The following is a 13,914-nucleotide window of genomic DNA, read 5'->3' on the forward strand; positions in this document are numbered from 1 at the left end:
TCCTTTTATCGCCAGCAAGCTCGCATTTTCTGCAAGCCGACCGACTGCAACGGCAGCCCTGAGTCCGCCGTCATTCCTGACTTGGTCCGGAATCCAGTCGCCCCTGGTGTAAAGGTGGGACTGGATTCCGGCCTGCGCCGAGATGATGCGTTCGAGCTGTTGCCTTGGCTGCGCATGCTCAATTGAACCTGTCAGTTGAACTTCGCAGCCCGCTGAACCAGCTTTTCCACGCCCGGCTCGCTCATGTTCCAAGGCGTTCCAGGATGAATACAGCCAGCCGTGCACTTCTCCGCAGCCTTCACGATGTCGGCAAATTTGCCGCCTTGCGGATTGATGACGATGGCCTTTTTCTGGTCGTTGTAGGCGAAGATCTTGGCGTTGATATTCATGCACTCGTCGCAAGCCGTGCACTCGGGCGTTTCGATCCACGCGGCTTCGTAGCCGTCAGCATTGGCTGCCGGCTGCTGCGTCGCTGCGGGAGCAGCATCGACCGTGGCTGCAGGCTGAGGCAGATCGGCCGAGATGCCAAGCGTAGCAAGGCTGGCGCTCAGTTTCTGGATCAGGTCGGCACGCGCCTTGTCGGCGATAGCTTGCTCGTCCACTGCCGCACGATCCAGGCCGGCGATGCTCTTCAACTGATGCCAGTAATCCAGGCGCTCCTGGCAGGAGTTCACCACATCTTGCGTCACCAAGAGACGAATCAGGCGCTGCTTGGCATCCACGCCCCAGATGAAGGGCAGCTTGCCTTCGCGGTCGTCTTTTTCAAGCTTGAGGAAGTCTGCGAGCTGCACCATATCGTCGTTCCATGTTTCCGGCGGCGCCTTCTTGAAGTGCTTGGCGAAGCGGCCTTCGGTCACGGCGAAATCGGCGAAGGTCATGGGCACTGTCAGCTTGGCCTCGGCGCCGGTCTCGTCCTTATAGGTGAGCGTGTAGGTCGGCCAATCTTGTTCCATCGCCGGGTTGCCTTCGAGGCTCACGCTTTCGGAATAGGCTGCCCCCTTGTCCGGGTCGTAGCGGAACAGCGGATAAGCACGCGATTCCACGGCGAGTTTGGATTGCGCCACCGCAAGGTCGTCGGCCACGCCGTGCTCCGGCGGGCAAACGGCATACACGTTGAGCAGCGCCGGACGGCGGCTGTTGAGGCCGTCGATATAGCCTTCAAGCAAGTGCGTTACGTTGGAAATCGCGCTTTGCAGCACGAAGCTGCTACGGTGCGCCAGGCCCAGCAGGGAGATTTCCTTGCGGATTTCCTGCTTGCCTTGGCTGGCCTTGCCGAACGGGCTCATGTCGGCCACCTGGCTGATGAAGCCCGAGGTACAAGCCTGGCCGCCGGTATTGGAATACACCTGCGTATCCACCACCAGCACCTTGATCGGCGCGCCGGACATCAGCATGCGAGACAGGTTCTGGAAGCCGATGTCGTACATCGCGCCGTCGCCACCAATCGCTACGATAGGCGGGCATAGCAGCCATTCCTCATCGCTGAACTGACGCCAGTTGAAATGCGTGAGGAAAGCATCGTGCTCATCCGGCTTGTATTCGCCCTCCAGCTCCAGCTCGGCTGCACGCACGGCCTTGAAGCCGTCCGCCATCTTCACCATATGGCCTTCGAACAGGCCCATCGCCACGGAAGGCGCATCCTGGAACAGATGCGAAGTCCAGGGGAACGGATAGGGGTTGAACGGGAAGGTCGAAGCCCACACTGAGGTACAACCCGTCGAGTTCACCACGCCCATGTCGGAACGTGCATGGCCTTGTGCACCGGCGGTGTAGCTTTGCTTCAAGTGACGCAGGCGATCCAGCAGTTGCGATACGCGGCGCAACCAATCAGGATCTAGCGGTTGGCTGGCCTTGCCTTCAGTCAGGTTGGCAGACAACGAAGCCAGCGTGATATCGCCCTGGGCCGTTTGCATGGCGCGCATCAGGCCATCGGTATCGGAAAAGTCCACTGATTCCGTCACCTTCATGCGGATATGCTTTTCCAGGCGAGCGATCAGTTCATCCACCTTTTCCATATGCTTCTCGACACGCGGCTGCATGAGCGCCGACACGGTGGAAGTGAATAGGTGGATCGCGGTCTTCTCGCCGCAACCCAGGCAGGCGCCGTCGCCGCCCACCATGGAGCCGTAGTTGTGCTTGTCGAGTAGCAGGGTTTCCAGCGCGCCGATCTTCTCGTCGAGGTTGTCGATGCGCGAATATTCCTGCGGCGTAGTGGGCAGTTCGGTCCAGAAATCCCACTCGCGGCGGAGTTTCTCGGTCGATTCTTCGGTCTGCGTCACCATCTTCAACGCATCGTCCTCGCACACTTGCACGCACAGCTCGCAGCTCTTGCAGGCATAGGGGTTGATGGTGATGGAGAACAGGCCGCCGGAACCCTTGGCCTTCTTTTCCTTGTTGGTGTAGTAAGGCTTGGTGATCGAGAACTGGAAGTCGCCAATAGTCTCGCGGAATAGGCCGAATTCGGCAGCGAGTTTTTCGCGCTCTTCCTCCGGAGCTTCGGCAATGGTGGCCGTAATTGCCAAGTCCAGTTGCTTGCGCACATCGGTGGCTTCACCGTCGTGCTCAACGAGCATGCGCAGCTTCTTCTCCACGGTGCGGCTGGCCTTGCGCAGGAAGCGCGTCGGACGACGGCGTTCCACGTTGGAGATTGCCGTCTCGAACACTTGCTGCACGGTATTCACCAGACCGGGAATCGCCATGTCCGGGCACTCGGTATAGCAATTGCCGCAGGCCGTGCAGTTTTCGGCGATCCATACCGGATGCTCGAAACGAATCTGCGTCATATCGCGGAACACGCCGGTAGAGGCGGGGATTACGGACAACCCGATGAACGGGTCTGCCAAGTTATCGTTGCCTTTGCCGCTGATGTAGAAGTTGCCCGTACTTTCCCAGAAACGATGCACGTCGCCGATACCGCCGTCGCCTTCCGGCATGGTCTTCAACATAATGGGCAGGCCGGATTCCTTGGAAGCCAGCGAGCGGCGGGTGGCACCCACTTGCTGGCCGGTGATTTCGTGCGACTCCACGAAACCGCGGCGCACCACGCGCAGATTGTCTTCCACCACGCGCTTGCCCTTCTTGCCGAACTTGGATTCGAGCTGGTTTTCAATCGCGGCGAACAGTTGTTCTTCGGTCAGGTTGGCGTTCTGCATCACCGGGCTGGCGGCGAAGAACGCACCCTGGAACACGTTGCCCTGCATACGCAATTGGAGATCCGGGTTGCTGGCCTCTTCGCGAGCGATCTTGAAAGCGTCCAGGTAGAACACGCGGATTTCGTTGTCGGCGATGTACTTCTGGGCGGTGATGGGGAAGCTTGCCCAGACCTCTTCCGGCGTTGCCAGGTTGCTCTGGATGATGAAGGTGCCGCCTTTTTTGAGACCGGCCAGCGCGTTGGTATGGCTGAACACGTTGGGGTCGGGCGAGAGCACCACGTCCACGTTCTTGTATTCGCAGTTAATGCGGATGGGTTCCGGCGCGGCCGAGAGGTAGTAGGTCGTCGGCTGGCCTTTCTTTTCGGAACCGTACTTGGGGTTAGCCTTGATATCCCAGCCCAGCAGGTCGAACAGCGTGATCGCCAGGTTCTTGCCGGTGGTCACTGCACCCCAGCCGCCGATGGAGTGCATTCTGACTGCGATAGCACCCTTGGGCAGCAGGTTGGGATTCTCGGAGCCCTTGATCGACAGCTCGCCAATGCGCGGATAAGCGTCCAGCAGGTTCTGCTGGGCGATTTCCTGCTTGGGGTTGGCCGGTTCGTCGCGTACGAACTCGATGCCTAGGTAGAAGAACTTGCGATGCTGGCCTCCCGGCATCATGTTTTCCACGGCAGCGATGATGGATTCCGGCTGAAAATCGCGCGAGCCCAGGCCGAAACAGCCGGAGTACAGGCGCGGCATTTCATCGGCGGTGCAGCTTGCGTAGGTCGGGTAGGGCTTTTCGGAATCCTTATACAAACCGTTTTCCAGGCACTTGCTCATGGTGGCGCGGGTTTCGCGCATGAGCGGCAAGTCTTCCGCCAGCGGCTGGTCGGTACGCTCCAGCACAGCCACGCCCTTGCGGCCCTTGAGCAAGGCGCCGAGCAGGTCGCCGGGGAAGGGGCGGAACATGATGATGGAGACTACGCCTACCTTGATCTTGCGCGTTTCGCGAAGATAGTCGGCCACAGCCTGGGCCTGAATGCACATGCTGCCTTGACCAACGATTACGTAATCGGCGTCTTTCATACCGTAGCTCATCACGCGGGCATAGCGGCGGCCGGTCAAGTCGTAGTACTCCTGGGCGTTGCGCTCGAAAATATCTTCGATGTGGTCGAAGAAGTAGGGGCGCTGTGCGGCCACGGCCTGCATGTAAGCGTCCTGGTTCTGCACCCCGCCGGTCGTCATGGGGTTATCCACGTCGAAGGAAGCCGGAATACGGCGACGGCGCTCGCCGTAGAGCAGGCGTTGGGAGGGCGTCGGCGTATCGATAATGTCGTCCGGGCGACCCAGGTATTCGGCCACCAGTTCTTTCTCCGGCACGAGCACAGGCTCGATCAAGTGCGTGGTGAGGAAGCCGTCCATGGCGTTGATCGCCGGGGTCAAAGACAATTCAGCCGTCTTGCGGGCGATCAGGTTGAGGTCGCAGGCTTCCTGCGCGCTGCGTCCGAACACTTGAATGAAACCCGTATCGTCCAGGCAGTGGTAATCGTCGTGCGAGCAATGTACGTTGAGGGATGCCTTGGTAATGGCTCGGCAGCCCACATTCAACACATAAGGCAGACGCTTGCCCACGGCAGCGTAGAGCGATTCATGCATGAAAGCCGCGCCTTGCGACGAGGTGAAGTTCACTGCGCGCAAGCCAGTCATGGACATACCCGCCGTCACACCGGCTGCTGCGTGTTCGGATTCTGGCTCCACGAAGATCAGCGGACGGCCGGAGGCGTTCACATAGCCATTGGAAGCAGCTTCAGACCAGTATTCGCCCATCTGTGTGGAGGGCGTAATAGGGTAGGCGCCTGCCGCATCGGAAGCTTCACGTTCTACCAGTATCACGGCGGTGTTGCCGTCAATGGCGTCCCGGACGCCGGGATACTTGAAGCTGCGCGTTTCAGATTTGGAACCGCTTCCCGGCTCTAGCAGGTGGAACTCCTTCAGGTACTTCAGCATGGCTATCTCCTCTAGTTTTAAATGTGTTCGGTAGCGATCGGCAGCGCTTCGCGACGCACGATCTTCTTAGCGGCCGCCCCCTTGAGCGCGCCCCTCATGTCGTCCACCCAGACGATGGCCCCGGTGGGACAGCGTTCGATGGGCTTGCGGGTCGATAAATCATTCTTTTCGTAATCGATAACGGCCAAGTTATTAACGAGGCTAATAAGGCCGGGTTCGGCGTCAGCCACGCAGCGGCCGCAAGCGGTGCAGGCCACTTCGCAATAGTTTTCGGCGATATCACCTTCGGCCAAGCTCTTGCAGGCCACCCACAGGTGATGTGAAACGGGTTGGATGGAGAACAGGCCCTTGGGGCAGATGTCTACGCAATCGTTGCAGGCCGTGCACTTGGCGGCGTCTACCACCGGCAAGCCGAATTCGTTCATATGGATGGCGTCGAACTCGCACACATCGGCGCAGTCGGCCAAGCCAAGGCAACCCCAGGCACAAGCCTTGCCGCCGCCACCGGCCACAGCTGCGGCACGGCAGGATGACAGGCCTTCGTAATGGGCGCGCATGGTGGCCACGTGCTTGCCGCCGGCGCAGGCCAGACGAGCTATGCGTTTTTCCTCGTCGGCGAGTTCCATGCCCAAAAACTTGGCGATCGCAAGGTTCTGGTCGGGTGCGTTTACCGTGCACTTGGCTGGATTCAATTCGCCTTCCACCACCTTCTCGGCAAAGTTGCGGCAGCCGGCTGTTCCGCATGCCCCGCAGTTGGAATGGGGCAGCATTTCCTCGACCTCGCCGATCTGAGGATTTTCGTAGACGTAAAGCCTGCGGCTGGCGAATGCCAGCAAGGCTGCCAGGGCAATGCCCAGCACCGCCATAAAAGTACCTGCGATCAAGATTGTTGCCATACCGCTTTATCCTGTTGAAATACCTGAGTGTTTTAATCAGACTTTTTCATCCTTGTTACGAGCGCAGGCTAAATAAAGTTTCACTATTTGACGATACAATTGTTTCAATCCATAGTATTAAAAAACTTAATTTAGGAGTTTCAAGTGGCTGAGAATCAGAATTTTTATTACAAGAAAAACCGGTTGAAACAGCTGCGCGCATTCCAGCAAGTGGCCCGCAGCGGTAGCGTGACGTTGGCTGCGGAAAAGCTTTTCCTGAGCCAACCTTCAGTGTCTTTGCAGCTTCAGGCGCTGGAGCGGGAATTAGGAGTAACGCTGTTCGAGCGGCTGGGATCGAGCATGAAGCTTACGCCGCAAGGAGAAGTGCTTTATCAGATTGCCCAGCCGCTGGTGGAAGGCATAGATCAGCTCGAAGAAACCTTCGCCGCCGCCTTCGGCCACATCGATTCCGGTGAGATCAACATCGGAGCAGGCGAATCCACCATCCTCTACATCATGCCCGAGCCGGTACGGCGCTTTACCAGAGCCCACCCCAACGTCCGTCTCAAGATGCAAAACGTCACCGGCCGCGACGGCCTGCGCATGCTGCGCGCTGACGAAATCGACTTTGCAGTCGGCTCAATGCTCGAAGGTGCCGACGACATCCAGTACGAACCCGTCGTCACCTACGACCCCATGCTCATCACGCCGATGGATCATCCGCTGGCCGGAAAGGAAGACGTGACTCTGGCGGATATCAGCCCTTATGGATTAATTCTGCCGCCGCGCCACCTCTCCACCTGGCGTATCGTCGACTACGCATTTCAGCAACGCGGATTGAGCTACAACGTCACGCTGGAAGCCGGTGGCTGGGAAGTCATTAAGAAATACGTGGAGCTAGGAATGGGCATCTCCATCGTCACGGACATCTGCCTCACCGGCCAGGAAAAAGTCGCCAAAATGCCGCTGAATAAATACTTCCCGAGACGCAGCTACGGCATCGTACAGCGGCGGGGAAAATACATTTCGCCGCAGGCGCAGAAGTTTATTGAGATCATGAGGGATTACTATGCGGAACGGGGGGGAGCGGGGACGGATGGGGTGCCGGAGGAAGATCCGATTTCGGCGGGGGTGCTGGGGCCGGAAGGGTTTTAAATAGTTTTTTTAAATTCAGAGCGAGTAAGAACTTCTCTAAAGACAGCTATGAACGATAAATATCCAGTGTTTCGTGTGGTTGATGGTAAGGAAGTGCAGATATCCTTGCAAGATTTGAAAAGGCCACATAAGACTGTCTGCGACGTTGCTACTGGGATGGTTCGAATTATTGAACTGACAGAAGAAGAAATGGCTCAGCAACAGGCAGACAAAGAGGCATGGGATACTGGTGAGCAAGAGCGGACTGAGCGAGAAAGAAAAGAGGCGGAAGAACAAGAAAGATTTCTTGACTCGCTTCGCTATGATTCAAGGCTAGTAGCTTTCATTGACATTTTAGGTTGGTCTAAAGCGGTTAACTCATCGGCAAAAAATGGGGCAGATACAGTAAAGGCACTAGGTCAAGCTCTAATTCCACTCAAGGCTTTTACTAATTTCATCGGAACTCTGGAATCCATAATGCCCGAAACCGGATGGCCCGGTGATCCGGTTATGAGTCATTTCTCAGACTCAGTGGTTTTGACAGTCAAAGATGATGTCATCGGTAGGCAACACCTTCTTCAAGCATTGCATGCCCTTTCGGCCAGTATGATCCGGCATGGTTTTTTGTTACGTGGAGGAATTGCTCGAGGTGATGTTTATCATCGAAATGGGATAATTTTTGGCCCAGCATTTATTGAAGCTCATCTACTGGAGAAGGATATTGCGTTCTATCCACGAATTATTCTCTCGCCAGAATTGTCGCAGGAAACTGAAGGTTGGAGAGGAGTCATTGATCAGCCTTGGAGAAAAGACTCGGATGGATTAACGTTTTTTAACTTTTTACCACCTTTTTATAACAACCAATTCTTAAAAGATAATTCAGAGTTATGGCAAAGTCAGTTAATTCCAATTAGGACTCTAATAATCGATCAAGTCTCAAGGCATCGAAACGATAAAAATATTTATTCTAAATATCAATGGCTTGCTAAATACTTTGACGACATTTGCACTGAGAATCCACAAAGTGGAGTAAGCATAGTTTCTAAGGAATTGTTATTGTTTCAGTAAATACCAATTTAATTAAATTGAGCCAAGTTTTATTGATCAATTTAATTTCACTGAATTGATGAATTTCAGCTAAATCATTCATATCGCCGCCACGCCTCAACCGCAAGTCCAGCCCCAATACTCCCAAACAAATCGCCCTCCATCCGCCTCGCATGAGGCAGGAAGGCGGCAATACGATCGCGTAGCATAGGTACGCCGCTGGCGCCGCCGGTGAAAAACACCGTATCCACCGCTTCACGCTGTACGCCGGCCTTTTTAAGCAAGGCACTCAAGGTATCGGCGATTTGCGCCACCAATACTTCCGACGCTTGCTCGAACTCGGCTCTGGTCAATGTGGGGCTGAGGCCGGGCTCTAGCCGGTCAAGATTGAGGGATGCGCTATCAGCCGCGGATAGCGTGATCTTGGCGTCTTCCACTTGCATGGCGAGCCAATGGCCGGTGCGTTCGCTGATGAGTTTGAACAGGCGGTCCAGGATTTCTGGCGATTCCGAAGCCGGGTACAGCTGTTGCAGATCGGTCCAAGTGCGGCGGGTGTAGACCTGGTTGATGGCGTGCCAGGTGGAGAGGTTCATATAGACGCTGGAGGGCATTTCCAGGCCGCGCTTGAGCTTGCTGCGATAGCCCAGCAGCGGCATGACGCCAGCCAGGCTGAGCTGCTTGTCGAAATTGGTCCCGCCGATATGCACGCCGCCGTTGGCCAGCAGGTCGTCGCGACGGTCGGTGGCTTTTGCTCTCTCCGGCGAGAGGCGGATCAGGGAAAAGTCGGAAGTCCCGCCGCCGATATCGGCGATCAGCACGAGTTCCTCGCGGTCAATCTGTTGCTCGTAGTGATACGCCGCCGCGATGGGTTCGTATTGGAAGCTTACCTCGCGGAAACCAGTGGCTCGCGCGATGGCTTCGAGCGTGGCTTCAGCCTTGCTGTCGGCCTCGGTATCGTCGTCTACAAAAAACACCGGGCGTCCGAATACGGCTTGGTCGAAAGAACGTCCTGCCGACGTTTCGGCGCGGTGCTTGAGTTCTGCGATGAACTGCGACAACAACTCCTTGTAAGGTAGCGGCCGTCCGTTAACTTCGGTGTGACCGTCCATCAAGTTGCTGCCGAGCAGGCTTTTCAAGGCGCGCATCAAGCGGCCTTCGTAGCCCTCCAGATATTCGTTGAGCCCGGCGCGGCCGACACTAACGGTATTTTCGTCTGCATTAAAAAAGATGACGGAAGGCAGGGTGATCTTGCCGTCCTCCAAAGGCAGCAAGGGCGACAGGCCGGGGTGCAGCCATCCCGCCGTGGAGTTGGACGTACCGAAATCGATGCCGCAGGCGCGGGCAGGAGCTTCAACAGACATGTGCGGAGAAAGTGCCTATGCGGCGGGATAAAACGGTCGCCGATACTACAGGGCTGGATATGACGAAGCAAGTTGGCCAGATAGGATGTGGGCGTAAGACTCCAGTGGTAGGATTCCAGTCCGGATCGATCTTGCCAATGCCTAGGAAAAACGGATGAATCTTGCAAAGACAATTCAAGTGCTGATGCCGATGCTCATGAGCTACACGGTCGCGGCCCATGCCGATTGGGAATGGACAACATGGGGCATGCGTCCAGAGCAGGTGGTTGCGGCGTCTGCCGGCAAGGCACGGCTGGCAACCGAGGAAGAAATCAAGACCAACACTCTAAAACAGTACGATCAGGTAGTTCGGGCTGCCAAGGCCTACGCGCCTTTCTCGATGGACGGCATTGCGTTCGATACCTGGTTTTACTTCGATCCGAAAACAGATGCATTGATGTGCGTCAGGCTGATTCCGGAAAAAGACGCCTCACTGAAAACCATACGCAACCGTTTGGAATCGACCTACGGCCCGGAAACCACCGAAACCCACGAGAAATTATTTTCCGCTTTCTGGATCAACAAGATCATCTGGTCTAAAACCGACGAAATTACCCTGGAATATGGGGGTAGAGGGACTTCGCTCGAGTATTGCCAGCAAACTTCTCAACCAAAAATCGGCAATTAGCTTTCCTGGAATAGCACTTCTTTTTCTCGCAGCTCCAGCACTTTATCCCGCCTGTTGTCTTTACATCTGAAACAAATAATTCACATCCGGGCATGAATCTCATTCCCATCCAAATATCTCTGCATATTTGAAGTGTTTCAGAAGGCACTAGCGACGCCGTGCCCATTGATCCTAATCCATCAGTAATCCCCAATACACGGGATTCAGAAGAATCAATCCGTTTTTCAATACGCGCTCGCCCGTATAGGCACAAAAGATGTGCTTGAGTAACTTGAATACGCGAGTTGTGCCGTAGAGATGCGTCGAACTAGCACAGCCGCAGCGAGGCTGGAGTATTCGGCACAGGCGCTACTCATCAATGTTTATCAAAAAAGGAGCGGAAATCATGCCAAGCATTTTCAAGTTCATCGTGGGATTCCTGAAAGACGAAGAGGGCGTTACCGCCATCGAATACGGGTTGATTGCCGCATTGATCGCAGTCGTGATCATTGTGTCGGCAGCACTGGTTGGGAATCGCCTGGACTGCGTGTTCAACCACATCGCCAACTGCTTGACCAATGCAGGTTGCGGTGCGCTCAACTGCGGCGGCGGAGCAGGAGCCTAACAGGCTTCGACCCCGGTCAATCATCCTTGGCCGGGGTTCGAGTTTGCAGGGAGAAACCATGGACTATGCCATTGCACAACAACTTGCTGCGGCGCTTCTCGCCTCACTAGGGTTGTTGTTGTTCATCGCCACCTGGATCGATCTCAAAAGCCATCGCATTCCCAATGCGCTCGTCCTCTTGGGGATTCTGATCGGTGTATTGGGAAACGGCCTGGCACCGGCTGGATTCGGTTTCAACAGCGAAGTGCTGCCAGGCGGGCTGGGCTGGTGGATGGCGTTCAAGGGCATGGGCTACGGTCTGATGATGATGCTTCCGTTCTACGTGCTGCGCGCCATGGGAGCAGGGGACGTGAAACTCATGGCGATGGTCGGCGCCTATGTCGGACCGGGAACGGTCATCGGCGTTGTCGTTTCGACGTTTGTGATTGGCGGAATCATGGCCCTCGTGGTTGCGGCCAGGTCCGGCGAACTCAATCGCGTGCTTGAGAACGTTCGATGGGCATTGTTCGGTTTCATGATGAAAAGTAGTACAGGGCAAATCACCAACATGAGCGAAGGCACCGCTACATCGCAGATCAAGTTGCCTTATGCCCTGGCCATTTCACTAGGCACCTTGTGGTGGCTGGCATGGCAACGAATGTCGGGATAGTGCTTCAGTCGGTCTGAATTGGCCGAATGAAGAAATAACAACAAAACCTGGGAGCCACCTGGGCGTGGATAAGAATAACAAGGCACTCGAATAAACAAACAGCACGTGTTTTCCATTTGCACGTGCCTAAACAGGGAAAGTGCAAGATCGTGGAAACCAGCGTGAGCGAACAACCTCCAGCGCTCAAGATCGAGCGGCGCGCATCGCAGATGCCGCAGCAGCCTCGTACCATCGAGGAAACCGGCCTCAGCTTCCGTTTTCTGGTGGAGTTGCTGACCAAGGAGCTTTATCTGCGCGGGCAAATGCGCTTGCTGGACCTCGTGGATTACGCTCGCTTGCCAGTCACCGTGCTGGAACCGCTGCTTTCCTTCATGCGCAGCGAGCGCATGTGCGAAGCCGTCCGCAGCGGCGGGGCCGAGACTTCCATCTCGTACAATTTGACCGATCTCGGCCGCGATCGCGCCGAGGAGTTCCTGCAAAAAAGCCAGTACGTGGGCCCGGCTCCGGTCAGCCTGCACGATTATGTGGAGCAGGTGCACAAACAGTCCGTCGCAACGATGGGCGTCACACGCGACAAGCTGGCACAAGCATTTTCGGGCATCGTTATCAACGAAGGCATCCTCAAGCAATTCGGTGCCGCCATGAATTCCGGGCGCGCCATTTTCGTCTACGGCCCAGCGGGCAGCGGCAAGACTTTCATGGCGGAACATCTGGCCGGACTGCTAAGCGGCAACGTCGCAGTCCCGCATGCCATCGTCATCGATAACGAAGTCATCCAGGTGTTCGATCCGCTCATCCACCAGCCCATTTTGCCGCCGACCAACGGCAATAGCCTGGGGCTGGAACTCGACCGCCGCCGCTCCAGTGACGATCGCTGGGTGATGTGCCACCGCCCGGTGGTCAAGACCGGCGGCGAACTCACGCTTTCCATGCTTGACCTCGATTTCGACATGGGCTCGCGCTTCTACCAGGCACCGCCACAGGTCCGCGCCAACAACGGGCTGCTTATCATCGACGACCTAGGCCGCCAATTGGCACCCGCCATCGACATCATGAACCGCTGGATCGTCCCGCTGGATCGCCGCGTGGACTATCTCGCGCTGCATACGGGCAAGAAATTCATGCTGCCGTTCGACGTCATCGTGGTGTTCTCCACCAATATGCCGCCCAGCAAGCTCGCCGATGAGGCCTTTCTGCGCCGTCTCGGCTACAAGATCTACGTGGGCGCCATCAGCGAACACGAATACCGCACCATCGCCCGCCAGGTGTGCGATGAGCTGGATGTGCCTTACAGCGAAACAGGCGTCGACTACTTGCTTTACGAACGCCACTTCAAGGAAGGCCGGCCGCTGTACGCCTGCATTCCCCGAGACATCATCCAGCAGTTGCGGGATATCGCGCGCTACGAGGGGGTAGCGCCGGAATTGAACCGAGACATGCTGGATTGGGCTTGGAACAACTACTTTACCCACGACTGACCGGGGCCGGAAAAGATAACGAAGGAGACTTTCAATGAAAAACCCAAGAGCTGTTCTGATGATCGTCGTATCCATCGCTGTGGCGATTGCGGCGGTGCTGCTCGCCTCGCAGTGGGTCAAGGACAAGACCAAGGTTGCGACTAACCAGGTGGTCGTGGCGCGTTCCGATATCAACCTCGGCACGCGGCTGACGCCGCAAATGCTCAAGGTAGCCGATTGGCCGAGCAACAGCGTGCCGGAAGGCTCCGCCAGCGATCCGGAAAAGCTCAAGGATCGCGTGGTCAAGACCAGTCTGCTTTCTGGCGAGCCGGTGCTGGAATCCAAGCTGGCACCGGTAGGCACGACCGGCGGCCTGTCGGCCGTCATCGGCGAAGGAAAGCGCGCGATGACGGTACGGGTCAACGACGTGGTCGGCGTGGCGGGTTTCGCACTACCGGGCAACTACGTAGATATCGTCGTCAACACCGAGGACGAATCTACTAAATCGGACCGCAACAAGAGCATTTCCAAGATCGTGCTCGAACACATCCTGGTGCTGGCCGTCGCGCAGGAATCCTCACGCGACGAGACCAAGCCCAAAGTGGTCAACGCCGTGACGCTGGAAGTGACGCCGGAGCAGGCCGAGAAACTCGACCTGGCACGCAGCGTTGGCCAGTTATCGCTGGTCTTGCGCAACCAGATGGATACCAGCGCCGTGACGACCACCGGTACCACCAAGAAAGACATGCTGAACCGCAAGGAAGAACTGTTGGCGATGCCCATTGCCGCCACCCAGCCCGAAGCCAAGGCCGAGGTGAAAACGGTGGTGAAGAAGGTCTATGTGACCCGCAAGGCGCCGGAGAAGAAGCAACCCGCCAAGGAAGAGGCACCCAAGGAACAGGTCGAGGTCATCAAGGGCGTGGAAAAGTCGACCCAGGCATTTTGAGCGGCTTGAGTGAAACGAACGAAAACTGGTTTG

10 protein-coding genes are annotated in these 13,914 nt (G+C 56.5%); 7 read left to right on the top strand and 3 right to left on the bottom strand.

The window, feature by feature from the left end:
• Positions 1 to 191 precede the first annotated feature (191 nt).
• Positions 192 to 5,141 (bottom strand): 2-oxoacid:acceptor oxidoreductase family protein, encoded by a 4,950-nt coding sequence (locus NMK_RS03385; protein WP_109014338.1) that lies wholly within the window; start codon positions 5,139 to 5,141, stop codon positions 192 to 194.
• Between the two features lie 17 nt (positions 5,142 to 5,158).
• Positions 5,159 to 6,037, bottom strand: coding sequence for an RnfABCDGE type electron transport complex subunit B (locus NMK_RS03390; RefSeq protein WP_109014339.1), 879 nt, complete (start codon positions 6,035 to 6,037; stop codon positions 5,159 to 5,161).
• A 144-nt stretch (positions 6,038 to 6,181) separates the two neighbouring features.
• Between NMK_RS03390 and NMK_RS03395 the strand changes: the two genes are divergently transcribed.
• Positions 6,182 to 7,171: a LysR family transcriptional regulator gene (locus NMK_RS03395; RefSeq protein WP_109014340.1), complete on the top strand. Its 990-nt coding sequence runs from the start codon at positions 6,182 to 6,184 to the stop codon at positions 7,169 to 7,171.
• A gap of 48 nt (positions 7,172 to 7,219) precedes the next feature.
• Positions 7,220 to 8,218, top strand: coding sequence for a hypothetical protein (locus NMK_RS03400; RefSeq protein ID WP_109014341.1), 999 nt, complete (start codon positions 7,220 to 7,222; stop codon positions 8,216 to 8,218).
• A 74-nt stretch (positions 8,219 to 8,292) separates the two neighbouring features.
• Here NMK_RS03400 and NMK_RS03405 read toward each other — a convergent pair whose 3' ends face one another.
• On the bottom strand, positions 8,293 to 9,558 hold the full coding sequence (locus NMK_RS03405) for an Hsp70 family protein (protein ID WP_109014342.1): 1,266 nt from the start codon (positions 9,556 to 9,558) through the stop codon (positions 8,293 to 8,295).
• Between the two features lie 154 nt (positions 9,559 to 9,712).
• Between NMK_RS03405 and NMK_RS03410 the strand changes: the two genes are divergently transcribed.
• The 5 genes from NMK_RS03410 to cpaB all read left to right on the top strand — a co-directional run bounded on the left by NMK_RS03410 (position 9,713) and on the right by cpaB (position 13,881).
• Positions 9,713 to 10,225, top strand: a complete 513-nt coding sequence (locus NMK_RS03410; protein ID WP_109014343.1) for a hypothetical protein — start codon at positions 9,713 to 9,715, stop codon at positions 10,223 to 10,225.
• 385 nt (positions 10,226 to 10,610) lie between these two features.
• Positions 10,611 to 10,829 carry a Flp family type IVb pilin gene (locus NMK_RS03415; RefSeq protein ID WP_109014403.1) on the top strand — a complete coding sequence of 73 codons (219 nt, stop codon included), beginning with the start codon at positions 10,611 to 10,613 and terminating at the stop codon, positions 10,827 to 10,829.
• A gap of 58 nt (positions 10,830 to 10,887) precedes the next feature.
• Entirely contained in the window at positions 10,888 to 11,478 is a 591-nt protein-coding gene (locus NMK_RS03420; RefSeq protein ID WP_181376153.1) for an A24 family peptidase, read from the top strand.
• 161 nt (positions 11,479 to 11,639) lie between these two features.
• Complete coding sequence (locus NMK_RS03425) at positions 11,640 to 12,956, top strand: DUF8689 domain-containing protein (RefSeq protein WP_227871338.1); 1,317 nt, start codon at positions 11,640 to 11,642, stop codon at positions 12,954 to 12,956.
• Between the two features lie 34 nt (positions 12,957 to 12,990).
• Positions 12,991 to 13,881, top strand: a complete 891-nt coding sequence (gene cpaB / locus NMK_RS03430; protein WP_109014345.1) for a Flp pilus assembly protein CpaB — start codon at positions 12,991 to 12,993, stop codon at positions 13,879 to 13,881.
• Positions 13,882 to 13,914: the final 33 nt, after the last annotated feature.

Origin of the sequence: Novimethylophilus kurashikiensis, assembly GCF_003112435.1 — a bacterium.
Lineage (GTDB): Bacteria > Pseudomonadota > Gammaproteobacteria > Burkholderiales > Methylophilaceae > Novimethylophilus > Novimethylophilus kurashikiensis.

Coding starts and splice junctions, on each gene's coding strand:
- NMK_RS03385 (WP_109014338.1), bottom strand. CDS start 5,141: ATGCTGAAGTACCTGAAGGAGTTCCACCTGCTAGAGCCGGGAAGCGGT.
- NMK_RS03390 (WP_109014339.1), bottom strand. CDS start 6,037: ATGGCAACAATCTTGATCGCAGGTACTTTTATGGCGGTGCTGGGCATT.
- NMK_RS03400 (WP_109014341.1), top strand. CDS start 7,220: ATGAACGATAAATATCCAGTGTTTCGTGTGGTTGATGGTAAGGAAGTG.
- NMK_RS03405 (WP_109014342.1), bottom strand. CDS start 9,558: ATGTCTGTTGAAGCTCCTGCCCGCGCCTGCGGCATCGATTTCGGTACG.
- NMK_RS03410 (WP_109014343.1), top strand. CDS start 9,713: ATGAATCTTGCAAAGACAATTCAAGTGCTGATGCCGATGCTCATGAGC.
- NMK_RS03415 (WP_109014403.1), top strand. CDS start 10,611: ATGCCAAGCATTTTCAAGTTCATCGTGGGATTCCTGAAAGACGAAGAG.
- NMK_RS03420 (WP_181376153.1), top strand. CDS start 10,888: ATGGACTATGCCATTGCACAACAACTTGCTGCGGCGCTTCTCGCCTCA.
- cpaB (WP_109014345.1), top strand. CDS start 12,991: ATGAAAAACCCAAGAGCTGTTCTGATGATCGTCGTATCCATCGCTGTG.